The following is a 22,189-nucleotide window of genomic DNA, read 5'->3' as shown; positions in this document are numbered from 1 at the left end:
CTGCCCGGGGCGATCCCCCGCGTCGCCCCGAGCAGACGGCTGCGCGCTGAGTATATTGGCCCGAAGCCAGTCAACGCAGGAGTAAGCATGTCCCCGCGCAGCGCATCGGTCAATGAAGAATTGCGCAGACGTTCCCGGGAGCGGCTGCTGCAGGCCACGGTCGAACTGGTTGCCGAACGCGGCTACGAGGCCACCAAGCTCGGCGACATCGCCGACCGGGCGGGCGCGGCCCGCGGCCTGGTCTCGTACTACTTCCCCGGCAAGCGCCAGCTCCTCCAGTCGGCGGTGCACCGGCTGATGCACCTGACCCTGGAGGAGGCCCTGGAGCGCGAGCCCCGTACGGACGACGGCCGGGAGCGGCTGGCCCGGGCGATCGACGCGATCCTGGGGCTGGCCCGCGACCAGCCCCGGCTGATGCGCACGCACATGGCCGGGATCCTCCAGGCGGAGGGGTTCATCCAGTGCCCGGAGCAGCAGCGGCTGGCGCAGCTGCTCCGGGACACCGTCACGCGGTACGGCTCGGCGGACGTGGACACCGACTACCCGATGCTGCGGGCGCTGCTGATGGGGGCGGTGGTGGCGGTCCTGCTGCCGGGGGCGCCGATGCCGGCGGCCCGGCTGCGGTCCGAGCTGTTCCAGCGGTACGGGCTGGAGTGGGAGCGGGGGTTCCCGCCGGACGGGGGGCCGCCCGGCGGAACGTTTCCCCTGTGAGGGGTCCGGTCAGTGGTACTCGGGCTGGCTCTGCACGTTGAGCCGGTCCATCCACACCCGCTTGGCGCTGTCGGTGCGCCGGTCGTCGAGCCGGAGCACGTCGAGGCCCTTGACGATGTCGTTCGAGTAGATGTGCCCGTTGTAGTAGTACGCCGACCAGGATCCGCCCAGGCCGAGCCGGTCGGTGGTCAGCGGGCCGCGCTCGAAGTAGCCGATCTCCCTGGGGCTGGCGGAGTCGGTGAAGTCCCATACCGAGACCCCGCCCTGGTACCAGGCCTGGACCATGATGTCGCGGCCGCCGCCGACCGGGACCAGCGAGCCGTTGTGGGCCACGCAGTTCTCGGTGTCGGCCTGGTGGCGCGGGATCTTGAAGTAGCCCCGGAAGACCAGTTTGCGCTGGTCGCCGCGGCCGGTGATGTCGTAGATCCCGTCGGCGCCCCGGTTGGGGCCGGTGGCCTCGTTGCAGGTGGCGGCGCCGCCACCGCCCAGCTCGTCGGTGAACACCACCTTGTCGGCCCGCTCGTTGAAGGTCGCCGAGTGCCAGAACGCGAAGTTCACGTTGTCCTGGACCCGGTCGATGACCCTCGGCTGCTCGGGGTCGCTGATGTCGAAGAGGATGCCGTCGCCCATGCAGGCGCCGGCCGCCAGGTCCTCGGACGGCAGCACGGTGATGTCGTGACAGCCGGTGGTCTTGGAGACCCCGGGGTTGGCGGGCGCGCCCGGGTTGCCGCCGTCCGGGAAGAGCACCGGGAAGCCGACGACGGCCGCCTGGGTCGGGGCCTTCCTGGGGACCTTGACCACCGAGATGCCGTCGTGCGGGGGCTGGCAGTCGGGGAAGGCCTCGCTGGGCGAGTACGAGGAGACGTACAGGTAGATGTCGCGGCCGCCCGGCACCAGCGTGTGGGTGTGCGATCCGCAGGCCGTCTCGACGGACTTGATGTACTTGGGGTTCTTCTTGTCCTTGATGTCGAAGATCTTGATGCCCTCCCAGGAGGACTTCTCCGTGGCGGGCTGCGAGACGCTGTTGCAGGAGTCGTCGCTGCGCGAGGAGTCGGTGGACAGGAAGAGCAGGTCGCCGGAGACCGAGACGTCGTTCTGGCCGCCGGGGCAGAGGACCTGCGTGACGACCTTCGGGGCCTTGGGGTCGGCGATGTCGTAGATCGTGAAGCCGTCGTAGTTCCCGGCGTAGGCGTAGTCGCCCTGGAACGCCAGGTCGGAGTTGACGCCCTTGAGGCTCGCGTCGGGGATGTTGGCCAGGGGCTTGATGTTGGCGCTGTGCACGATCTCGTCCTGGCCGGGGATCTCCCCGGGGGCGAGTTCGCGGTCCGGCGCGGCGGCGGCGCTCTGCCGGGAGCCCGCGCCCGGGGACGAGTCGCCGGGGTCGGGGCTGGCTGCCGCCGGTCCGGCGGCGGCGAGGAGCGTAGTGAGGAGTCCGGCGGCCGCCAGGGCCGCCCCCAGACTCCGGTGGCGCACTCTGACGGTGTGCAGCAAGGTCACTGTGCCTCCCGTGGGGGTCCTGCGCTCCGTTCCCGGTGGGGAAGCGGAACCTGGACCCCGGCAGTATCTTCCTTTCCATGGACATGGCAAACGCGTTACTCGGCCGATTCCTGGGGGCGGCGCTGGCCGCCTCGCTCCTCCTCCCGCTGACCGGCTGCACGGCCGGAGGCGACGGCCCGCGCGGGGCCGGCGACGGCCCGCCGGTGGTGGTCGCCCCGGGCAAGCCGGGCGAGAAGTCCCGCACCCTCTCCCCCGAGCAGGCCGCGAAACAACGGCCCGACGACAGCCCCAACGCCGCCGACCAGACGTACGTACGGCGCATGATCGAACACCACCGGCAGGCCCTGACCATGAGCGCCCTGGCCCCCGACAGGGCGTCGGCGGACGGGGTCAAACGCCTCGCCGAGCGGATCGCGGCCGCGCAGGGTCCCGAGATCGGCGCCATGGAGAAGTGGCGGGCCCGCTACCCGCAGCCGGGCGGCGACACCGGCGGGCACGACCACGGCGCGATGCCCGGCATGGCCACGGAGCAGCAGCTGCGGGAGCTGACGGACGCCCGCGGCGCGGACTTCGACCGGCTCTTCCTCAGACTGATGACCGCCCACCACGAAGGGGCGGTGACGATGGCGGGCGAGGCCCTCGCCCAGGGGAACAACGGTGCCGTCGAGGAGATGGCGAACGAGGTCGTGGCCGTCCAGACCGCCGAGATCCACCGGATGCGCGCGATGGGCTGACGGGCGCGGTGGCCGGTGGCATGCTGGGGAGCACCTGCGGGAGGGAGTTCCGCCGTGCTTCGTGTCGCCGTCGTCGGTTCGGGCCCCAGCGGGGTCTACGCCGCCCAGACACTGGTCGAGCAACGTGAGGTCCCGGGTGTACGGGTCGACGTGCTGGACCGGCTGCCGGCTCCGTACGGCCTCGTCCGGTACGGGGTGGCCCCCGACCACGAGAAGATCAAATCGCTGACCGGAAACCTGCGCTCCGTCCTGGAGGACGAGCGGATCCGGTTCCTCGGGAACGTGGAGGTGGGCGCCGGGCCGCTGTCCCCCGCCCGGATGCTGGAGCTGTACCACGCGGTGGTGTACTGCGTCGGGGCCGCGCGGGACCGGATGCTCGGGATCCCCGGCGAGGAGCTGGACGGGGTGCACTCCGCGACGGCCTTCGTGTCCTGGTACAGCGGGCACCCGGACGCGGGCTCCTTCGACCTGGGCGGGGTGCGCTCCGCGGTGGTGGTCGGGGCGGGCAACGTCGCGGTGGACGTGACCCGGATCCTGGCCCGGGGCGTACCGGAGCTGGAGCCCACCGACATGCCCCAGCCGGCGCTGGGCGCACTGGCGGCCAGCGGGGTGCGGGAGGTGTCGATGGTGGCCCGGCGGGGCCCCTCGCAGGCCAAGTTCACCACCAAGGAACTCCGCGAGCTGGGCACCCTCCCCGGGGTGGCCATCCGCGTGGACCCGGCGGAGCTGGCCCTCGACCCGGCGTACGCCGACCCGGCCGCGGCGGCGGCCCTGCCGGCGGTGGCCCGGCGCAACCTGGAGGCGCTGCGCGGCTGGGCCGAAGGCCCGGAACCGGGCGGCGACGGGCAGCGGGGCATCGCCCTGCGCTTCTACCTGCGCCCGGTGGAGGTGCTGGGCGGCCCGGACGGCCGGGTCCGCGGGATGCGCTTCGAGCGGACCGCTCCGGACGGCCGGGGCGGGGTGACCGGGACGGGCGCGTACGAGGACGTGGAGGCGCAGCTGGTGCTGCGCTCGGTGGGCTACCTGGGCGTGCCCCTGCCGGGCCTGCCCTTCGACCCCGCCACGGGGACCGTGCCTCACGCGGCGGGGCGGGTGGTGCGCGCGGGGCGCGCCTCGGTGGGCGAATACGTGGCGGGCTGGATCAAGCGCGGCCCGACCGGGGTGATCGGCACCAACCGCCCCTGCGCCAAGGAAACGGTCTCCTCCCTGCTCCAGGACGCCGGTGCGCTGGCCCGCCGCGAACGCCCCGGCGACCCCCTGGACGCCCTGCGGGCGGCGGGCCTGCGGCCGGTGGAATGGCCGGGCTGGCTGTCGATCGAGGCGGCCGAGGCGGAACTGGGCCGCTCCCTGGGCCGCCGCTCGGTCAAGATCCCCGACTGGGCGGGCCTCCACGCGGCGGCAGGCCTCGCGTAGGGTGACCGGTTCCGTTACCGGTCAAGGGAGTTGGGAATGCGAAAGGCGTTACGGCGAGGCGGGTCCGGGGCCCTGGCGGCGCTCGCCTGCGGGGCGCTGCTGGCGGGCTGCACCCAGAAGGCCGAGGTGACGCCGGGGCCGAAGCCCCCCACCGGCCCGACGGCCACGCCGACGGCCGCGCCACCGGAGGCCGCCGGGCTCGCGGAGCGCTACCGGGCGGCGGGCGGCGACCCGGACGTCTACGGCATCCAGCGGGAGACGGGCCCCGACGGTGTACCCCGCCTGATCGTCCGCACGCGCAACGCGGACGAGGGCGACGCCGTGTTCAGGAAGCAGCACGCCTCGATCGCCTCCTACCTGACCGCCAAGGAGGGCGTCCCGCTCACCGGCGGCTACCTGATCGACGTCTTCGGCCCCGACGGCCGGCTCCTGCACCGTATGGACACCCGTCCCTGACTCAGGTCGTCAGGGCGGCACGCGCCCGGAGCGCGGCCGCCTCTTCCGCTGTCACGGGGACTTGGATGCGGTACACGTCGCCGACCCGGAGCGTGTCCGGAGTGCTGTGTTCGCCGTAGGTGCCGATCACCGAAACGGCCACCCGGGACTCGGGCTGCCAGTACCGGCGGTAGTACGGCGTGTTCGCCTCGTACTCGGGGATCTCCACCAGGGGGACCCCGCGCCGTTCCAGCAGGCGCCGCAGCTTGTCGAACCGGAGCCGGGGCGTGAACCGGCCGTACCGGGTGCGCAGGGCACCGTCCACGAGGGCGCGGTTGCGGTGTGCGAGCCGGTGCACCTGGATGCTGATGTGGTGCCCCTCCCACGGTTCACCGGCGTGGGAGCGCTGCCAGTGGAACTCCACGAGCCCGTAGTCGCGCCACAGGATGCCGCGGCTGCCGTTCTCCCCGCAGTCCGCGCCGAACACCTCGGCGACGCGCTCGGGAGAGTCGGTAGGGCCCAGGCCGAGCACGGTCCCGGTGGTGACGGCGTCCACGTAGAACGCCAGGGAGTACGGGGTCATGCCTGGCGCTCCCCGTGCTGCCGCACCTCCTGGGCGGCGGCCGCCGTGAGGAGGGTGTCGAGGAGGCCGGGGAAGAGGGACTGGAGGTCCTCGCGGCGCAGGCCGTTCATCTTGGCCGTGCCGCGGTAGGTCTGGCGTACGACGCCGCTCTCGCGCAGGACGCGGAAGTGGTGGGTCGTCGTGGATTTGGTGACCGGCAGGACGAAGTCCGAGCAGGCCAGTTCGACCTCGCGGTCCGCGAGCTCGCGGACGATGGAGAGCCGGAGCGGGTCGGAGAGGGCGTGCAGCACCCCCTCCAGGCGGATCTCGTCCGGTTCGGGGTGGGCGAGGGCACGGGGCGCGTCACGTTCCGTCATGTCCTGCTCCACTCTTTCGGGTTCCGGCGACCGGGGTGCGGGCCGGGTTCCATCGTACGAGAACCTTCGTACGAATGGTTCGCGTGCGGCGCGGAGCGGGGGCGCCCCGCGCCGCACGCGGTTCACCAGGCGCGCTGGTACTGGCCGGGCACCACGGGCTCCGCACCCAGCTCGGCGGCGGCGCGGCGGGCCCAGTACGGGTCGCGCAGCAGCTCACGGCCGAGGAGGACGGCGTCGGCCTCGCCGTTGGCCAGGATCTTCTCGGCCTGCTCAGGCTCGGTGATCAGGCCGACCGCGGCGACCGGCAGCCCGGTCTCCTCCTTGACCCGGGCGGCGAAGGGCACCTGGTAGCCGGGGCCGGTCGGGATCTTCACGCGCGGGGCGAGCCCGCCGGTGGAGACGTCGAGCAGGTCCACGCCGTGCTCCTGCAGCAGGCCGGCCAGGCGGACCGTGTCGTCGGCGGTCCAGCCGTCCCCCTCCAGCCAGTCGGTCGCGGAGATCCGGAAGAACAACGGGAGCTCCTCGGGCCACACCGCCCGTACGGCGTCCACCACTTCGAGGGCGAAGCGGGTGCGGTTCTCGAAGGAGCCGCCGTAGGAGTCGGTGCGCCGGTTGCTGTGCGGGGAGAGGAACTCCCCGATGAGGTAGCCGTGGGCGCCGTGGATCTCGACGACCTCGTAGCCGGCGGCGAGGGCGCGCTGGGCGGCGGCCGCGAACTGGCCCGTGATCGTGTGGATCTCCTCGACGGTGAGCGCGTGCGGCACCGGGTGGCCCTCGTCGAAGGCCACGGCGCTGGGGGCGCTGGGCTGCCAGCCGTGCGCGTCGGGGCCCACCGGGCCGCCGCCCTTCCAGGGCTGGTCGGTGGAGGCCTTGCGGCCGGCGTGGCCGATCTGGATGCCGGGGACGGCGCCCTGCGACTTGACGAAGGCGGTGATCCGGCGGAGGGCCTTGACCTGGGTGTCGTTCCAGATGCCGAGGTCGTGGGGGCTGATCCGGCCCTCCGGGGAGACGGCGGTGGCCTCCTGGATGACCAGGCCGGTCCCGCCGGTGGCGCGGGCCGCGTAGTGGGCGAAGTGCCACTCCTGGGCCACGCCGGCGTTCGGGCCGAAGGCCTCGGCGCTGTACTGGCACATCGGCGCCATCCAGATCCGGTTCGGGATGGTCACCGAGCGGAGGGTGTAGGGCTGGAAAAGGGCGGCGAAGGCAGCGGGTGCGGCACTCATGGGGTTCTCCAGATGTCACCGGACGCGCACCGGGATCGGCGCGGCGCTAAGTACGAGAAACACCGTACTACGAAATCTCTCGTAGTACGAGACCTCCCGTACAAGCTGTCCGGCCACGCCGCGCGCGGTCTTCGGCCCCGCCTCGGTGGGCGCTGTCAGTGGCTGGGTGCAGACTGACTGGAAAGCTGCCGTAACAGGACAAGGACGTCCGGAGGTGTCGGCCATGACCGACGTGCTACTGCTCGCGGGGACCCGCAAGGGGCTGTTCATCGGACGGCGCCGGGACGCCGGCCCCTGGGAGTTCGACGGGCCGCATTTCAACGCGCAGGCCGTCTCGGCGGTCGCCATCGACATGCGCGGCCCGGCGCCCCGGCTGCTGGTCGGCGGGGACAGCTCGCACTGGGGGCCGTCCGTCTTCAGCTCCGACGACCTCGGCGCCACTTGGCAGGAGCCCGCCGCGCCCGCCGTGAGGTTCCCGAAGGACACCGGCGCCTCCCTGGAGCGGGTCTGGCAGCTGCACCCGGCCGGCGCGGAGGCCCCCGGCGTGGTCTACGCGGGGACGGAGCCGGCCGCGCTGTTCCGCTCGGAGGACCGGGGCGAGTCCTTCGAGCTGGTCAGGCCGCTGTGGGAGCATCCGACCCGCTCCGCGTGGATGCCGGGGGGCGGCGGCGAGGGGCTGCACACGGTGATCACGGACCCGGCCGACCCGGCCGCGGTGACGGTGGCGGTCTCCACCGCCGGGGTGTTCCGCACCCGGGACGGCGGCGCGAGCTGGGAGCCGTCCAACCACGGGGTCTCGGCGGTGTTCCTGCCCGACCCCCACCCCGAGTTCGGCCAATGCGTCCACAAGATCGCCCAGGACGCCGGGGACCCGGACCGGCTCTACCTCCAGAACCACTGGGGGGTCTACCGCAGCGACGACGCGGGCGCCGAGTGGACCGACATCGGCTCCGGCCTGCCCTCCGACTTCGGCTTCGCCGTCGCCGCCCACCCCCACCGCCCGGACACCGCCTACGTCTTCCCGCTCAACGCCGACGCCGACCGGGTCCCGGCCGGGCACCGCTGCCGCGTCTTCCGCACCCGCGACGCCGGCGCCACCTGGGAGCCGCTGACGAAGGGGCTGCCGGCCGGTGACCACTACGGCACGGTGCTGCGGGACGCCCTGTGCACGGACGACGCCGACCCGGCGGGCATCTACTTCGGCAACCGCAACGGCGAGCTGTACGCCAGCCACGACGACGGCGACAGCTGGCAGCTGCTGGCCGAGCACCTGCCGGACGTCCTCTGCGTACGGGCCGCCGTACTGAGCTGACCCGACCTCCCGCCCGGTCGCCGCCGCGTCTGGGAAGCTGACGGGCATGAACGCCCAAGCGCCCCCGGAACTGCGGCAGTCGACCCGGCCCGAGGAGGTCACCCCGCGCCTCAGGGAGGAACTCGTCGACTGCTGGGAGGCGGTGGTCAACTCCGGCGGCGCGGTCATCGCCGCCGAGTTCCCGCTGCCTCCCGTGAGCCGCTCCCACGTCGCCCCCGTCGTCGAGGGGCTCGTCCGCTCCCTCGACCCCCGGCGCAGCCGGCTGCTCGTCGCCACCCTCGGCGGCTCGCTCGCCGGCTGGCTCGTCCTGCGCCGCGACACCCACCCGCTCGTCGCGCACCGCGGCACGGTCAACCACGTCCAGACCCTGCCCCGGCTGCGGGGCCGCGGGATCGCCACCGCCCTGATGGACCGGGTCCCCGGTATCGCCCGGGACGAGATGGGCCTGGAGCGCCTGGCCATCGCCGTCCGGGGCGGCCTCGGGCTGGAGGACTTCTACGGGAGGCTGGGCTGGGCCGAAGTCGGCCGGTGGCCGGGCGCGTTGCGGGTCGCGCCCGGCGACGACCGGGACGAGATCCTGATGAGCCTGGTCCTCTGACAAAAATGCCCCGCGGGGGTTACGGTCTTATGACCGTTTGCCGACACCGGTACGCATTCCTCGGCGGAGAGGAACAGCTGGGATGAGCAACGACTCCTTGTACGGCGACCCTTCACACAGCGACCCCCTGTACCTGGAACCGAGGCTGGCGCCGCGCACGGCGGACCTCCTGCGGTCACCGGCGCTCCTGCACACCCTCGTCGACGCCCTCGGATCCCCCCTCAACGTCATCCTGCCCGACCAGATCGCCGACAACGTCCGCGGCTTCCGCGCGGTGTTCGCCCGCCACCAGCTCACCGGACGCGTCTACTTCGCGCACAAGGCGAACCGCTCCAGCGCCCTGGTCCGGCGGCTCACCACCGCCGGCGCGGCCCTGGACGCCGCCTCGCTCGGGGAGTTGCAGCACGCCCTGGGATCCGGGTTCGCCGGAACGGACCTCATGGCGACCGGCCCCAAGGACCCCGAGTTCCTCTGGCTCGCCGCGCGCAGCGGGGCCCTGGTCAACGCCGACGGCCCCGGGGAGCTGGAACAGGCGGCGGCCCTGGTGCGCGCGTACGGACTGCCGCGCCTGCGCGTCCTGGTGCGGCTGTCCGGGTTCGAGGCGACCGGCGCCCGGCGGCTCTCGCGCCGCAGCCGCTTCGGCACCTCGGTGAAGTCCCTGCACGGCCTGCTCGACGTCCTCGACCGCCACCGCCGTGAACTGGAGCCCGTCGGCGTCGGCTACCACCTGGACACCACCAGCGTGGAGGAGAAGGCGGTGGCGCTGGAGGGCTGCCTGCACGCGATGGAAGAGCTACAGGTCCGGGGCCACCGGCCGCGGGCCGTCGACGTCGGCGGCGGCTTCGGCGTGAACTACCTCGCCCACGCCGCCCAGTGGGAGCGCTACACCACCGAGCTCACCCGCGCCGTCCTGGGCGTCCGGCCGCCCCTGACCTGGGGCGGCCACGGCTACGGCCTGCGCGCCGAGAACGGCACCCTCCGGGGCGCCCTCGGCCTCTACCCGGCACACCGGCCCTCCGCCGGCGCCGGGTACCTCGACGAACTCCTCTCGCATCCGGCACCGGGCCTGGGCCGCCCCCTGGGCACCCTGCTCCTGGAGGGTCTCTACGACCTCTACGCCGAGCCCGGCCGAGCCCTGGCCGACCAGTGCGGGATCACCCTGGGCCGGGTCCTGGAGGTCCGGACCGGCGACACCGGGGAGACCCTCGTCCGGCTCGCGATGAACGCCGGCGACGTCAGCCTGGAGGACCACGGGGTCCTGATGGACCCGGTGGTCGTGCCGCGCACCCCTGACCCGGCCGGCGCGGCGGCCCCGGTGGCCGTGCACCTCATGGGCAACCTCTGCCTGGAATCGGACCTGATCACCCGCCGGACCGTGTTCCTGCCCCGGCCGCCGCGCCCCGGCGACCTCCTGGCCTTCGCCAACACCGCCGGGTACTGCATGGACTTCGGCGCCACCCGCGCCCAGGGGCAGGCCGTCGCACGCAAGGTCGCCGTCCACCGCGAGGACGGCGGCGACTGGCGCTGGTGCCTGGACGAGCAGTACTGGCCGCTCACACGTACGGGGGACGCACAGGGATGAGGTACGACAGCATCACCGAGGCCATCGGCGGGACACCGCTGGTCCGTATCGACCCGGCCGTCCACGGCCTGCGCCACATCGACCTCTACGCCAAGCTGGAGATGCTCAACCCCTTCGGCTCGCTGAAGGACCGGGCCGCCTGGAACATGACACGCGGCGAGCTCGCCGGCGCCGCCGACCGCGGCGAGACGATCGTGGAGCTGTCCAGCGGGAACACGGCCAAGGCCCTGGCCCTCATCGCCGGACTGCACGGGCTGCCGTTCAAGAGCGTCACCAACCGGATGCGCATCCCCGAGGTCAAGGACCTGCTCCTGCTGCTCGGCGCCGAGATCGAGGAGCTTCCCGGCCGCAGCGAATGCCTCGACCCCACCGACGAGGACGACCCGCTGACCCTCTTCCACCGGCAGCTGAACCTGCCAGGCAGCGCCCACCTGCACACGGACCAGTACTTCAACGCCCTCAACACCGAGGCGCACGCCTCCGGAACCGGCCCGGAGATCATCGCGGACCTGGACGGCCGGGCCCCCGACTGGTTCGTGGCCTGTGTCGGCACGGCCGGATCGTCCACCGGGGTGGCGCGGGCGCTGCGCGCGCACGACCCGGGGGTGCGCGTGGTCGGACTGGTCGGGCAGAAGTCGGACTTCATCCCGGGCATCCGCACCATCGACGAGGTGCAGGAGGTCGGCATCTTCGACCCGGCCACCTACGACACCCTGGAGCCGGTGTCCTCCGACGAGGCCATCGAGGGGATGCTGACGCTGCTGCGCCGCTGCGGCCTGCTCGCCGGGCCCACCGGCGGGGCCGCGTACTTCGGCGCGGTCCGTCATCTGCGCGCGCTGGACGACGGGCTGACGGAGCGCCGGACGGCGGTGTTCATCGTCTGCGACCGGGTGGAGAGCTACATCGGCTACATCCGCCGGCGACGCCCGGACCTGCTGGGTCTGCCCCCCGTCAGGAACTCGGTCGCCACCCTGACGGCGGCCGAGGCGGCCTCGGCCGCCGTGATCGGCGTCGACGAGGCCCGCAAGTGGATCGCGGAGCGGCATCCGCTGGTGGTGGACCTGCGCGGCCCGTTCGCGTACGCCGCGCTGCACATCGAGGACTCGGTGAACATCGTCGACGAGCTCTTCGAGGAACTCGTCCGCGGCGGCCTGCCGTTCGGCAGGAGCCGGCCGGTCCTGCTGGCCTGCCCGGTCGGCGAGAAGTCGGCCCGGTACGCCGCCCTGCTGACCCGCATGGGCCACCCCGACGTGCGCAGCCTGGCCGGCGGGATCATCGCCTGGCGGGACGCCGGCGCCCCCCTGGTGCGTGACTGACATGGCCGCCCCCGCCACCGAGCTGGCGGCGCTGGCCGACTGGCAGCGGCCGCTGCGCGCCCAGTTCCCGATCGTCCGGGACAACCCGGGCCTGGCCTACCTGGACAGCGCCGCCACCTCCCAGAAGCCGCAGCCCGTCCTGGACGCCGTACAGAAGTACCTGACCACCTCCAACGCCAACGCGGCCCGCGGCTCCTACCCGTGGGCCAACACCACGACGGCGCTGGTGGAGGACGCCCGGGAGCGGGTCAAGCGCTTCCTGGGCGATCCCGACCCGGAGCGCTCCTCGGTCCACTTCACCAGCGGGACCACGGAGGGGCTGCGGACCCTCGCGCGGGACTGGCTGCCGGCCCTCCTCGTCGACGGGGACGAGATCGTCGTCCCGTTCGCCGACCACCAGGCGAACCTGTCGCCGTGGCTGGAGGCGCGGGACCAGCTGGCCCGCCAGGGGGTGCGCGTCCGGGTCCGGGAGCTGCCGTACCAGGCGAGCTCCGGGGACTACGATCCGCGGGCGCTCGCGGCGGTCACCGGGCCCCGGACCCGTTTCGTGGCCGCCACCCACGTGCACCACGTGTACGGCGTCGACATGAACGTGCACCGGATCCGGCAGGTGGTGGGGCCGCAGGTGCCGATCTGTCTGGACGCGGCGCAGAGCATCGGCCACCTGCCGGTCTCGGTGGCCGGCCTCGACGTCGACTTCGTGGTGTTCTCCGGGCACAAGGCGATGGCCCTGCCCGGCTCGGGCGCGGTCTGGGCGCGGGGGCTGCGCGGCCCCCGGTTCCGGCCCGGCGGCTGGAGCGGCACCCCCAACACGGCCGGGATCGCGAGCCTGGCGGCGGCCCTGGACTGGCTGGACGCCGCGGGCACCGGCCGGATCGAACGGTGGACGGTGGCACTGACCGCGCTGCTGACCGACGGGCTGGACCGGATGGACGCCTACGAGGTGCTCGGCTGCCGGACCAGCCTCGCGGCCGGGTCGCGGGTCCAGCGGCGCCGCAGCCTGGTCACCTTCCGGCACCGGGGAATCGACTCCCGGGATCTCGGATTCATCCTTTTCAGCCACGGTTTCATGGTGCGGACGGACGGCCACTGCCAGGCCGGACGCGGTGCGAAGGAGGGTTCGGTGCGCGTCAGCCTGCACGTCCACAACACCCCCGAGGAGGTGGAAGCGCTCCTCGCCGCCCTCGCCAGTCTGCAATGATTTCCATGAGCGGAATATGGCTTCGGTGACGGAGGCAGTGCGAGCGGCATGGGCGCGGGCATGGGTACGGGTACGGATGCGGGCACGGGCGTGAGTACGGGGACGGCGGCGCGCTGGGTGGAGCGCTGGGAACGACAGCAGCGGCTGTACGCGGTCGACCGGGAGGAGAGGTTCGCGGTCATCGCCGACCTCGTCGAGCACGTCGCGGGCGGCCGGCCCGCCCCGCTGGTGCTCGACCTGGGCAGCGGACCGGGATGCCTGGCCGCGCGGCTCGCCGCCCGCCTGCCGGGCGCCGAGGTGCTCGCGGTCGACGCGGATCCGCTCCTGCTGGAACTCGGCAGCGCCCACTACGGCCGCGCCCTGCGCTACGTCAACACGCTGATCGGCGAGCCCGGCTGGCTCGGCCGGCTGGGCCTGGACCGCCCCGCGGACGCGGTGGTCTCGACGACCGCCCTGCACTACCTGGGCGAGCGGACCCTGCGGCGGGTCTACGGGGAGCTCGCCGGGCTGCTGCGGCCCGGCGGGATCCTGGTCAACGGCGACCACATCAGCCCGGACTCGGCGAAGGTGTCGGAACTCGCGCGGGACGTCGGGCGCCGGCACGCCGAACGCAACGCGGTCTGCGGGCACGAGGAGGACTGGGAGTCCTGGTGGTCGGGCGCGGCCGGCGATCCGGAGCTGGCCCCGCTGCTCGCTCGCGGCGGCGAGGCCGGGCGGGCCCCCTGCGAGGGCAACGACCTCACCGTGTCCGGCCACGTCGCGCTGCTGCGCGACGCGGGCTTCGCGGACGTGGGGGTCGTCTGGCAGGTCGGCCCGAGCCATGTGCTGGCCGCCGTCCGCTGACCCCCGGTGTCAGGGAAGACGCCAGTCGACGGGCTCGGAGCCCTGCCGGACGAGCAGCTCGTTGGCCCGGCTGAAGGGGCGCGAGCCGAAGAAGCCGCGGTCGGCTGACATGGGCGAGGGGTGCGCCGACTCGATCGCGGGGAGGCTGCCGAGCAGCGGCCGCAGGTTGCGGGCGTCGCGGCCCCAGAGGATGGACACCAGCGGCTTGCCGCGGGCGGCGAGCGCCCGGATGGCCTGCTCGGTGACCTCTTCCCAGCCCTTGCCCCGGTGCCCGCCCGGCTTGCGCGGCGCGGTCGTCAGAGCCCTGTTGAGCAGCAGCACGCCCTGCCTCGTCCACGGGGTCAGGTCCCCGTTGGAGGGGCGGGGCAGGCCCAGGTCGGTGTGCATCTCGCGGAAGATGTTCTCCAGGCTGCCCGGCACCGGGTTCACCTCGGGCGCGACCGCGAAGCTCAGCCCGACGGCATGGCCGGGCGTCGGGTAGGGGTCCTGCCCGACGATCAGTACGCGGACGTCGTCGAAGGGCTGCTGGAAGGCGCGCAGGACGTTCGCCCCGGAGGGCAGGTAGGTCCGGCCGGCCGCTATCTCCGCGCGGAGGAAGTCCCCCATGCCCGCGATGCGGTCCGCGGCGGGTTCCAGGGCCTTCGCCCAGCCCGCTTCGACAATTTCGTTCAAGGGTCGTGGTGCCACGCTGCGTCACTCTACTGGGTCACACTGACAGGCCGTTACCGCTACGTTCCGTCGACTGGCGCTCGCCGTCCGTCAGTTGATCTGGTTGAAGCGTGTATGACATTCAACGGATAAATGAGGACAGATGCCACCTGACGAGGCCCTGCCCGAACACCTGGTTCCGATAAGCCAGTAGCATGCGGCGCCATGAGCTCCCCCACTGGGCCCGCAAACGGCCTGCCCGTACGAATGCCGCGACCCCGCCAGACCGGACGGCACCGCCGGCCCGAGCCCGCGGTGGCGCCCGAGGGCGCACCCGCGCTGGTGCTCGCCGTGCCCGGTGCCCCCTCGGCCGCCTCCCGGGGGCTCGCCGAGGAGATCATCAGCATCGGCCGCTCCGAGCTGCCCGGCCTGGACGCCCGGATCGGCTACCTGGAGGGCGAGGACACCGAGGAGAGCGAGTTCCCCTCGCTGTCCGGCGTGCTGACCGCCGTCGCCGAGGAGCGGACCACGCGCGCCGAGTTCGCCCGCGCCGCCGGCCACGAGGTGCCCGCGCCGACCGGCCCGGACGCCGTGGTCGTGCCCCTGCTGGCCGGTCCGGACGCGGACCTGCTGCGCCGGGTGCGCCAGGCGCTGATGGACTCCTCCGCCGCCGCCGAGCTGGCCGACGTACTCGGCCCGCACCCGCTGCTGGCCGAGGGCCTGCACGTGCGCCTCTCGGAGGCCGGCCTGGCCCGCGCCGACCGGGCCCGGCTGTTCACCGTGGCCACCGCGGCCGACGGCATCATCCTGGCCACCACCGGCGGCGAGGAGGCCGTCCAGGCCGCCGGGATCACCGGCATGCTGCTGGCCGCCCGGCTCGCGGTGCCCGTGATGGCCGCCGCGCTGGACCAGGAGGGCTCCGTGGCCGCGGTCGCCGCCGAGCTGCGCGGCGCGGGCGCCGTCCAGCTGGCGCTGGCGCCCTACCTGATCGGCCCGGAGGCGGCCGACGGGCTGCTGGACACGGCCTGCAAGGAGGCCGACTGCGCCGCCGCCGAGGTGCTCGGCGCCTACCCGGCGCTCGGCAAGCTGGCCGTCGCCCAGTACAGCGCCGCCCTGGGCATCCAGCTGGGCGCGCCCGCCCAGTAAAGACGTACAAGGAGGGCCCGCCCGGGGAATGCCCCTGGGCGGGCCCTCTCCTGCCTGCCCGACGAGGACCTCGGCCATCCATTGAGCAACCCGGACGGCGAGCAGCCAACTCCGCGAAAGCGGCGCCGGTTCAGGCGCAAAAGCAGAGGACCACGCAGGAGGCCGCCGGGGCGGCCATCGAGCCGGCCCGGGCCGGGCGGCCGGTGTGCGGGTCCACGTCGAACCAGGTGACGTCCCCCGAGCGCTCGTTGGCCGCGTAGAGGCGGCGCCCCGCCGGGTCCGCGACGAGGTCGCGCGGCCAGTGGCCGCCGCAGCCGACGCTGCCGGTGAGCCGCGGCTCCTCGGGGCCGTCGGCGAGCGAGAAGGTGACCAGGGTGTCGGCCCCGCGCACCGCCGCCCAGAGGAAGCGGCCGTCGGGCGAGGCGGTGATCGCCGAGGGGTAGGCCCGTACGCACTCGGGGACGCCCGCCGGGGCGACCGCGAGCTCGCCGAGCGGGTCGAGGAGCCCCGCGTCCGCGTTCCAGCGGCAGACGGTCAGCAGCGGCTCCAGCTCGTGCAGGACGTAGACCGCGCCGCCCGCCGGGTGGAAGGCCAGGTGGCGCGGCCCGGATCCGGGGCGCAGCGCGGTGTGCGCGTGCGGGCGGAGCTCCCCGGTGGCCGGGTCGAGCGCGCAGACCCGTACCGCGTCGGTGCCGAGGTCCACGCCGAGCACCCAGCGGCCGGCGGGGTCCGCCAGCACCTGGTGGGCGTGCGGGCCCTCCTGGCGCTCGGGGTCGGGGCCGGAGCCCTCGTACGCGAGGACCGAGGCGGGTCCCGAGACGGCGCCGTCGGCGGCGAGCGGCAGGCTGCTGACGCCGCCCGAGGTGTAGTTGGCGGTCAGCAGCCGGCGCCCGGCCAGGCCGAGGTGGGTGGGGCCGGAGCCCGCGACGGGGACGGGGGCGCCGAGCGGGGCGAGCCCGTCGGCGGTGGTGCGGAAGGCTCCCACCGCACCCCGTTGCGCCTCGCTCACCGCGTACAGCACGCCGGTGCCCGGGTCGAGGGCGAGGTACGAGGGGTCCGGCAGGGAGTCCTCCGCCGAGAGCGGGGTCAGCGCCCCGGTGGCCGGATCCACGGCCGCGGTGATGACACCGCGGCCGCCCCCCGAGGTGAACGAGCCGATGTAGGCCCGGTGTCCGCCGCCGTGGTCCGTGCTGTGCGCGCCGCCCACCGGTGCCCCTCTCCGCCGTCCCGGATCCGTTCCGAGCCGACCGTAACAGAAGGTCTAGACCAAGTCCCGCCCCCAGGCCCGTTCCTGCGCGCCGTCGTGGTGGACGTACGCGGTCGCGCTCGGCCGGTCCTCGTAGGTCCGGTGGAAGACGGGGGTGGCGGAGCCGGAGATCGGCGGGACGATCCAGGACCAGTCCGCGCCCACCTGACGGCCCTTGCGCTCCTCGCGCTCCAGGTGCGAGAGGAAGCGGCGGGACTCGGTGTGGTGGTCGGCGATGGTGACCCCGGCCCGGTCGAAGGAGTCCAGCACGGCCCGGTTGAGCTCGACCAGGGCCCGGTCCTTCCAGAGCGAGCGGTCGCTGGAGACGTCCAGGCCGAGCCTGCGGGCCACGGCCGGCAGGAGGTTGTAGCGGTCGGTGTCAGCGAGGTTGCGGGCGCCGATCTCGGTGCCCATGTACCAGCCGTTGAACGGGGCCGCCGTGTAGTGGATGCCGCCGACCTCCAGGCACATGTTGGAAATGGCCGGAACGGCGTGCCAGCGCAGGGCCCAGTCCGACCAGTCGTCCCGCTCGTCGGGGTGACGGATCGGCACCTCCAGTACGGCGTCGGCGGGGGTGTCGAACCAGCGGGGCTTGTCGTCGACCCCCTGGACCACCAGCGGGAGGAGGTCGAAGGGGGTGCCCTGGCCGCCGGACCAGCCGAGCCGCAGCAGGGCCTCGGTGAGCGGTCTGTTGCGGGCGTCCCCGACGGTTATCGACGGGTGGTCCCCGTAGCCGGCGTAGCGCACGAGCTGTTCGCTCCAGATCAGCGGGCCCGGCCGGCCCGGGGCGTCCGGGGCGAAGACCGTGATCGTGGGGCGGACCCGGCCGCCGTTGGTCGCCTCGCGCAGGTGCTCGAAGCACTCGGCGGCGATGTCCTCGGCGTCCGTCAGCCCGCGCCGGTCGCGGACGCGCAGCGAGTTCCAGTAGAGCCGGCCTATGCAGCGGTTGCTGTTGCGCCAGGCCACCCGGGCCCCGTGGACCAGCTCCTCCGGGGTGTGGCGGTAGGTGCCGGTCTCCGCGAGCTCGGCCCGTACGGCGGCGAGGCGCGCGCGCAGATCACCGGCCTGCGGATTCTCCCGGTGGAAGAGCCGGATGAACTCCTCGGCTTCCTCCCACACCTGAGCGTCGCTCGAGTGCTTCTGCAGAATTTCCATTCCGGGCGGTTACCCCCTGTCCGGACAGATCCACCCTGTACATGCCAGATGAATGTGCAATGAACAATCACCCGTTGTACATGCGGCAGGTCAGTGCCGTGCGCCTGGCGCCCACGGAACACTCCTCCGAGTGATCTTCAAGCGTTGGCCTGCGGTGGGGCGGCGGCGCGTACCATCCCCGGCATTCCGGGAGTTGGGGCGTCGACCGGGCCGACCGCCCCCCGACCGTACCGCCGCCCGCCCCGCGCGCGGGGGTGGTTGCCTCAGGCCGTGATGACCAGCGGGGCGCGGGGGTCGGTGCGCAGCGGGGTGGCGAGGGCGGCCAGGGCCGTTTCGAGGCCGTGCAGGTGGGCCAGGGCCGGTTCGGCTCCGGCGGGGCCGGCCGGGGTGGCGGGGGCGGCGTGCTCCGGTGCGCCCTGCGGGGCGGTGAGCGCCTCCACGGCGGCCTCGACGCGCCAGCAGGCGGCGGCGAGCCGGGCGTCGTGGGAGGCCTGCGGGTCGGCGGCGACGGAGACGAGCCCGCGCACCTCGCGGGCGCAGTCGTCGAGCAGGGCCAGGACCTGGCGGGCGCGGGCCTTGCGGGCGCGCAGCGGGCTCAGCGGGTGGACCAGGGGCGCGAGCGCCATCCGCACCCGGGCCAGGAGCAGTTCCAGCTCGGCGGCGTGCGGGGCGGGGTCGGCCTCGGGGTCGCCCGCGAGGCGGTCGAGGGAGGCGGCGGTGGAGGCCCGTACGCAGTGCAGGGCGCGCTGGATCCAGGCGTCGTTGGCGGCGTGCGTGGTGACCGGCAGGATCAGGGTGACGCCGAGGGCCGCGCCCAGCGCGCCGACGGCGGTCTCCTCGAAGCGCAGGAGCAGCAGGCCGGGGTGGAGCACGCCGAGGAGCCCGTAGAGCAGCCCGGCCATGACGGTGACGAAGAACATCATCCAGGAGTACGAGGGGGCGGCCGTGTAGAAGATGCCGAAGACGCAGACGGCGACCAGGGCTGCGGTGGGCGCGGGGGCCCCGTGCAGCGGTACGGCGATCAGCAGGCCGGCCGCGATGCCGGTGACGGTGCCCAGGACCCGGCGGAAGCCGCGGACCAGGGTCTCGCCGCGCGAGGCGGTGTTGACGAAGATCCACCAGGCGGTGCCGACGGCCCAGTACCAGCGGTCCTCGGAGAGGACCTGGCCGATGGCGAGGGCGAAGCCGCAGGCGGCGGTGGCCTGGAAGGCCTGGCGGGTGGTGGGCCGGGCGAGGCCGGTGCCGGGCAGCGGCGGCGGGGCCGCGGCCGGGGGCGTACGGCGTTCGAGGGGCCACAGCGCGAACCGCACGGCCCCGGCCGACAGGAGCGCCAGCGCGACGGCGGCGAACAGCTCGGGCAACTGGGCGGGACGGGCGTGCAGGAACTGGGTGACGAAGAACATCATGAACGCGAAGATGCCGAGGGCGTGCCCGCGCGCCCCCCAGCGGCGGGCGTAGACCCCGGCGAAGACCACGGCCAGCCAGGCCGCGTCCCGGACCGGCGGCATGCCGTGCAGGGAGGTGGCCAGCACCAGGACGGGGAAGCCGGCGACGGGCAGCAGGGCGGTGGTCACCCGCTGGGCGCGGACGTCCGCGTCGAGGACCGTGAACAGCGCGAGCAGCGCCGCAAGCCCGCCGGTGATGGAGGCGGCGAGCGAGAGCCCCGCCAGTTCCGCCACGGCGACGGCGAGCCCCGTGCCGATCACCGCGCGCGTCGAGTTCCTGAGTCTGGTGCGCCCCGGATCCGGAGCCGTGAACATCCTCTTCATGGCGGTGTGCCGCCCCCCTCGCAGTGGTGCGCGCCGGGCCGGTGTCCGCCCGGGGGTGGTGGGCGGCGTACGGGCACGGCGAAGGCGCCGCGCTCCGGTCCGGCGTCGTTGCCGGCCGGCGCTGCGCGGCGCCGAAAGTACATGGATACGACACAGATAAGCATCCCCAGGGGCATTGGCTCAAGGCGGGCTCCCGCCGCTGGGCCATTGGTACCGGTCCGCCCGTACATTTCCGGCCAGGAGCGGGCCAACGGATCTGCTGCGCGCCGGGCGCCGCGCGGCGGTCTTCCGCGGTGGCCCGGTGGCGGGGCGGCCGCGGCCGTGGACACGATGGACGTATGAACGGCGCGGCGGTGGACGTGCTCGTCGTGGGCGCGGGCCCGGTGGGGCTGACGGCGGCGGTGGAACTGCGCCGGCGGGGGGTGGACTGCCGGATCGTGGACCGGCTCCCGGCCCGGCTGCCGTACGCGAAGGCCGTGGGCATCCAGCCACGGACGCTGGAGCTGTGGGACCGGATGGGGCTGGTCTCGGACGCGCTGGACGCGGCGGTCCCGCTGCGCGGGCAGCTGCTCTACGTCGACGGCGAGGAGCGGGAACCGCTGCGGATGGAGCTGCCGCCCGAGGTGCCGTACGGGTTCGCGGCGCTGCCGCAGTACGAGACGGAGCGGATCCTGGAGGACTTCCTGGCCCGGTTCGGCACCGGGATCGAGCGGAGCACGGAACTGGTGTCGTTCACGCAGGACGACGACGGGGTGAATGTCCTGCTGACGGGACCGGGCGGCGAGGAGGAGCTGCGGACCCGGTACCTGGTGGGCTGCGACGGGGCGCACAGCACCGTCCGCAAGGGGCTCGGGCTCCGCTTCGAGGGCGGGGCCTTCCCCGAGGAGTACATGCTGGCCGACGTGGAGGTCGGCTGGGACCTGCCGTACGGGTACACCGTGCGGGCCGTGCACCACGACGCCGACGGGAAGGTCGACGACGTGCTGGTCTGCATCCCGCTGCCCGGGCCGGGCCGGTACCGGATGTCCATGCTGGTGCCCCCGGAGCTCTCCGCGGCCGCCGCGCCGGCGGCCGGCGACGGGGTGGCGCACGGGCTGGAGGGCGCCCGGGCCCCCGCGCTCGCCGACGTCCAGGCGGTGCTGGACCGGATGTCGCCGCGGCCGGTGACCGCCTCGGCCCTGCGCTGGTCCTCGGTGTTCCGGATCAGCCACCGGCTGGTGGACCGGTACTCCGACGGCCGGGTCTTCGTCGCCGGGGACGCGGCGCACATCCATCCGCCGACCGGCGCGCAGGGGATGAACACCGGCATCCAGGACGCCTGGAACCTGGCCTGGAAGCTCGCCCTCGCCGTCGGCGGCTCCGCGCACCCGCGGCTGCTGGCCAGCTACGACGCCGAGCGCCGGCCGGTCGGCGAGGAGGTCGTCGGGCGGACGGTGCGCCACGCCCGCCGGACGGCCGGGGCGGCCGGCGGGGAGACGACCGCGGTGCTGCGCGAGGCCCAGCTGCTGGTGGGCTACCCCGACAGTCCGGTGGTACGGCCCCCGGACCCCGGGGACGCCCACGGCACCGGGCCGGGGCCCGGCGACCGGGCCCCCGACTGCGGCGGGCTGGCCGGGGACGTCCCCGCCTATCCGCTGCGGCTCCACGACCTGCTGAGGGACCGCGAGCACGTGCTGCTGGTGTACACCGACGGCGCGTGGGACTCGTTCGTTCCCGGACTCGCCGCACTGACGGGCGGGTCGCCGGCGGGGCGGCTCACGGCGTACGCGGTCCTCACCGAGGGCGGGACCGCGCCCGCCGGGGCCACGCCGATGCCGGTGTACCGCGACGGGCGGGGCGAGTTCGCCCTGCGCTACGGGGTGCGGGAGCCGACGGCCTTCGTGGTGCGCCCGGACGGCTATCTGGGGGCGCGGCTGTGCCCGCCGTCCGCCGAGGGGCTGGCCGAGTACCTCGCGGGGGTCTTCGCGTAGCCGCACGGTCTGCGGTGTCCTGCTAGCCGGTCTCCTCGGTCGGGACGCAGAGCACCGGGACCGGGGAGAGGTGCAGGAGCTTGTGCGGGGTCGAGCCGAGCAGGGCCCCGCGGATGGGGCTGTCGCCCCAGGTGCCGACGATGATGACCCGGGCGTGGTGGTGTTCGGCGGCGGCGAGCAGGGCCTGGGCCGGTTTGTCGTCCATCACCTCGACCGCCGAGGGCACCCCGGCCTCGTCCGCGGCCTCGACGGCCCGGGCGAGCGCGCTGCGGCCCGCCTGGAGGACGGCCTCGCGGTGGGCGCGGTACTCCTCCCCGGCGGCGCCGGGCGCGGCCGCACCGTAGACGAGGACCAGCGGTTCCCCGAAGGCGGTGGCCACTTCGAGGGCGACGCGCAGGGCCCGCTCGGCGCCGGGGGACTCGTCGTACCCGAGGACTACGGACATCCGGGA

The 22,189-nt window shown here is 74.1% G+C and carries 21 protein-coding genes; 12 read left to right on the top strand and 9 right to left on the bottom strand.

The features are described from left to right. Positions 1-87 precede the first annotated feature (87 nt). On the top strand, positions 88-711 hold the full coding sequence (locus AB0F18_RS09330) for a helix-turn-helix domain-containing protein (protein ID WP_362056626.1): 624 nt from the start codon (positions 88-90) through the stop codon (positions 709-711). Positions 712-720: 9 nt separating this feature from the next. Here AB0F18_RS09330 and AB0F18_RS09325 read toward each other — a convergent pair whose 3' ends face one another. Next, positions 721-2,208, bottom strand: coding sequence for a hypothetical protein (locus tag AB0F18_RS09325; RefSeq protein ID WP_362056624.1), 1,488 nt, complete (start codon positions 2,206-2,208; stop codon positions 721-723). 77 nt (positions 2,209-2,285) lie between these two features. On the opposite strand from AB0F18_RS09325, the gene AB0F18_RS09320 reads away from it, so the two are divergent. The 3 genes from AB0F18_RS09320 to AB0F18_RS09310 are packed head-to-tail and all read left to right on the top strand — an operon-like array spanning position 2,286 to position 4,811. After that, positions 2,286-2,942, top strand: coding sequence for a DUF305 domain-containing protein (locus AB0F18_RS09320; protein ID WP_362056622.1), 657 nt, complete (start codon positions 2,286-2,288; stop codon positions 2,940-2,942). Positions 2,943-2,996: 54 nt separating this feature from the next. Continuing rightward, positions 2,997-4,355, top strand: coding sequence for an FAD-dependent oxidoreductase (locus tag AB0F18_RS09315; RefSeq protein WP_362056620.1), 1,359 nt, complete (start codon positions 2,997-2,999; stop codon positions 4,353-4,355). 36 nt (positions 4,356-4,391) lie between these two features. Continuing rightward, positions 4,392-4,811, top strand: coding sequence for a hypothetical protein (locus tag AB0F18_RS09310; RefSeq protein ID WP_362056618.1), 420 nt, complete (start codon positions 4,392-4,394; stop codon positions 4,809-4,811). A gap of 1 nt (position 4,812) precedes the next feature. Here AB0F18_RS09310 and AB0F18_RS09305 read toward each other — a convergent pair whose 3' ends face one another. The 3 genes from AB0F18_RS09305 to AB0F18_RS09295 form a co-directional block, all read right to left on the bottom strand. Beyond that, positions 4,813-5,373 (bottom strand): hypothetical protein, encoded by a 561-nt coding sequence (locus AB0F18_RS09305; protein ID WP_362056616.1) that lies wholly within the window; start codon positions 5,371-5,373, stop codon positions 4,813-4,815. Next, the gene (locus AB0F18_RS09300; protein WP_362056614.1) at positions 5,370-5,729 is read right to left on the bottom strand and encodes a helix-turn-helix domain-containing protein; all 360 of its coding nucleotides are present in this window, start codon (positions 5,727-5,729) and stop codon (positions 5,370-5,372) included. Before AB0F18_RS09300 ends, AB0F18_RS09305 begins: the two co-directional genes overlap by 4 nt. Positions 5,730-5,851: 122 nt before the next feature. Beyond that, entirely contained in the window at positions 5,852-6,952 is a 1,101-nt protein-coding gene (locus AB0F18_RS09295; protein WP_362056612.1) for an NADH:flavin oxidoreductase/NADH oxidase, read from the bottom strand. A 223-nt stretch (positions 6,953-7,175) separates the two neighbouring features. Here AB0F18_RS09295 and AB0F18_RS09290 point away from each other — a divergent pair, with 223 nt between their 5' ends. The 6 genes from AB0F18_RS09290 to AB0F18_RS09265 all read left to right on the top strand — a co-directional run bounded on the left by AB0F18_RS09290 (position 7,176) and on the right by AB0F18_RS09265 (position 13,804). Beyond that, the gene (locus AB0F18_RS09290; protein ID WP_362056610.1) at positions 7,176-8,264 is read left to right on the top strand and encodes an exo-alpha-sialidase; all 1,089 of its coding nucleotides are present in this window, start codon (positions 7,176-7,178) and stop codon (positions 8,262-8,264) included. 46 nt (positions 8,265-8,310) lie between these two features. Then, a complete protein-coding gene (locus AB0F18_RS09285) occupies positions 8,311-8,862 on the top strand; it encodes a GNAT family N-acetyltransferase (RefSeq protein WP_362056608.1) in 552 nt (183 codons plus the stop codon). An 82-nt stretch (positions 8,863-8,944) separates the two neighbouring features. Then, positions 8,945-10,444, top strand: a complete 1,500-nt coding sequence (locus AB0F18_RS09280; protein ID WP_362056606.1) for a Y4yA family PLP-dependent enzyme — start codon at positions 8,945-8,947, stop codon at positions 10,442-10,444. Next, complete coding sequence (locus AB0F18_RS09275; protein WP_362056604.1) at positions 10,441-11,760, top strand: pyridoxal-phosphate dependent enzyme; 1,320 nt, start codon at positions 10,441-10,443, stop codon at positions 11,758-11,760. The genes AB0F18_RS09280 and AB0F18_RS09275 overlap by 4 nt, the downstream gene beginning before the upstream one ends. Before the next feature lies 1 nt (position 11,761). Further along, on the top strand, positions 11,762-12,961 hold the full coding sequence (locus AB0F18_RS09270) for an aminotransferase class V-fold PLP-dependent enzyme (RefSeq protein ID WP_362056690.1): 1,200 nt from the start codon (positions 11,762-11,764) through the stop codon (positions 12,959-12,961). Positions 12,962-13,021: 60 nt separating this feature from the next. Beyond that, entirely contained in the window at positions 13,022-13,804 is a 783-nt protein-coding gene (locus AB0F18_RS09265) for a class I SAM-dependent methyltransferase (protein ID WP_362056602.1), read from the top strand. A gap of 9 nt (positions 13,805-13,813) precedes the next feature. Here AB0F18_RS09265 and AB0F18_RS09260 read toward each other — a convergent pair whose 3' ends face one another. Then, entirely contained in the window at positions 13,814-14,491 is a 678-nt protein-coding gene (locus tag AB0F18_RS09260; RefSeq protein WP_362056600.1) for a uracil-DNA glycosylase, read from the bottom strand. 186 nt (positions 14,492-14,677) lie between these two features. On the opposite strand from AB0F18_RS09260, the gene AB0F18_RS09255 reads away from it, so the two are divergent. Further along, positions 14,678-15,598: a hypothetical protein gene (locus tag AB0F18_RS09255; protein ID WP_362056599.1), complete on the top strand. Its 921-nt coding sequence runs from the start codon at positions 14,678-14,680 to the stop codon at positions 15,596-15,598. A 130-nt stretch (positions 15,599-15,728) separates the two neighbouring features. On the opposite strand, the gene AB0F18_RS09250 is transcribed toward AB0F18_RS09255, so the two are convergent. The 3 genes from AB0F18_RS09250 to AB0F18_RS09240 form a co-directional block, all read right to left on the bottom strand. Then, on the bottom strand, positions 15,729-16,805 hold the full coding sequence (locus AB0F18_RS09250) for a lactonase family protein (RefSeq protein ID WP_362056597.1): 1,077 nt from the start codon (positions 16,803-16,805) through the stop codon (positions 15,729-15,731). Between the two features lie 54 nt (positions 16,806-16,859). Next, positions 16,860-17,999 (bottom strand): nitric oxide synthase oxygenase, encoded by a 1,140-nt coding sequence (locus tag AB0F18_RS09245; protein WP_362056595.1) that lies wholly within the window; start codon positions 17,997-17,999, stop codon positions 16,860-16,862. A 263-nt stretch (positions 18,000-18,262) separates the two neighbouring features. Further along, positions 18,263-19,768: an FUSC family protein gene (locus tag AB0F18_RS09240; protein ID WP_362056593.1), complete on the bottom strand. Its 1,506-nt coding sequence runs from the start codon at positions 19,766-19,768 to the stop codon at positions 18,263-18,265. Positions 19,769-20,106: 338 nt separating this feature from the next. Between AB0F18_RS09240 and AB0F18_RS09235 the strand changes: the two genes are divergently transcribed. Then, positions 20,107-21,738 (top strand): FAD-dependent monooxygenase, encoded by a 1,632-nt coding sequence (locus AB0F18_RS09235; RefSeq protein ID WP_362056591.1) that lies wholly within the window; start codon positions 20,107-20,109, stop codon positions 21,736-21,738. A 22-nt stretch (positions 21,739-21,760) separates the two neighbouring features. Here the strand turns inward: AB0F18_RS09235 and AB0F18_RS09230 are convergent, their stop codons facing one another. Further along, positions 21,761-22,183 carry a universal stress protein gene (locus AB0F18_RS09230; protein ID WP_362056589.1) on the bottom strand — a complete coding sequence of 141 codons (423 nt, stop codon included), beginning with the start codon at positions 22,181-22,183 and terminating at the stop codon, positions 21,761-21,763. Positions 22,184-22,189: the final 6 nt, after the last annotated feature.

The sequence above is a fragment of the Streptomyces sp. NPDC029216 genome, from assembly GCF_040648015.1.
In the GTDB taxonomy this organism is placed as follows: domain Bacteria; phylum Actinomycetota; class Actinomycetes; order Streptomycetales; family Streptomycetaceae; genus Streptomyces.
This window is presented reverse-complemented; position numbering and strand designations above follow the sequence as displayed.

Coding starts and splice junctions, on each gene's coding strand:
- AB0F18_RS09235 (WP_362056591.1), top strand. CDS start 20,107: ATGAACGGCGCGGCGGTGGACGTGCTCGTCGTGGGCGCGGGCCCGGTG.
- AB0F18_RS09310 (WP_362056618.1), top strand. CDS start 4,392: ATGCGAAAGGCGTTACGGCGAGGCGGGTCCGGGGCCCTGGCGGCGCTC.
- AB0F18_RS09320 (WP_362056622.1), top strand. CDS start 2,286: ATGGACATGGCAAACGCGTTACTCGGCCGATTCCTGGGGGCGGCGCTG.
- AB0F18_RS09270 (WP_362056690.1), top strand. CDS start 11,762: ATGGCCGCCCCCGCCACCGAGCTGGCGGCGCTGGCCGACTGGCAGCGG.
- AB0F18_RS09275 (WP_362056604.1), top strand. CDS start 10,441: ATGAGGTACGACAGCATCACCGAGGCCATCGGCGGGACACCGCTGGTC.
- AB0F18_RS09305 (WP_362056616.1), bottom strand. CDS start 5,373: ATGACCCCGTACTCCCTGGCGTTCTACGTGGACGCCGTCACCACCGGG.
- AB0F18_RS09240 (WP_362056593.1), bottom strand. CDS start 19,768: ATGAAGAGGATGTTCACGGCTCCGGATCCGGGGCGCACCAGACTCAGG.
- AB0F18_RS09245 (WP_362056595.1), bottom strand. CDS start 17,999: ATGGAAATTCTGCAGAAGCACTCGAGCGACGCTCAGGTGTGGGAGGAA.
- AB0F18_RS09255 (WP_362056599.1), top strand. CDS start 14,678: ATGAGCTCCCCCACTGGGCCCGCAAACGGCCTGCCCGTACGAATGCCG.
- AB0F18_RS09280 (WP_362056606.1), top strand. CDS start 8,945: ATGAGCAACGACTCCTTGTACGGCGACCCTTCACACAGCGACCCCCTG.
- AB0F18_RS09330 (WP_362056626.1), top strand. CDS start 88: ATGTCCCCGCGCAGCGCATCGGTCAATGAAGAATTGCGCAGACGTTCC.
- AB0F18_RS09295 (WP_362056612.1), bottom strand. CDS start 6,952: ATGAGTGCCGCACCCGCTGCCTTCGCCGCCCTTTTCCAGCCCTACACC.
- AB0F18_RS09230 (WP_362056589.1), bottom strand. CDS start 22,183: ATGTCCGTAGTCCTCGGGTACGACGAGTCCCCCGGCGCCGAGCGGGCC.
- AB0F18_RS09285 (WP_362056608.1), top strand. CDS start 8,311: ATGAACGCCCAAGCGCCCCCGGAACTGCGGCAGTCGACCCGGCCCGAG.
- AB0F18_RS09290 (WP_362056610.1), top strand. CDS start 7,176: ATGACCGACGTGCTACTGCTCGCGGGGACCCGCAAGGGGCTGTTCATC.
- AB0F18_RS09265 (WP_362056602.1), top strand. CDS start 13,022: ATGGGTACGGGTACGGATGCGGGCACGGGCGTGAGTACGGGGACGGCG.
- AB0F18_RS09300 (WP_362056614.1), bottom strand. CDS start 5,729: ATGACGGAACGTGACGCGCCCCGTGCCCTCGCCCACCCCGAACCGGAC.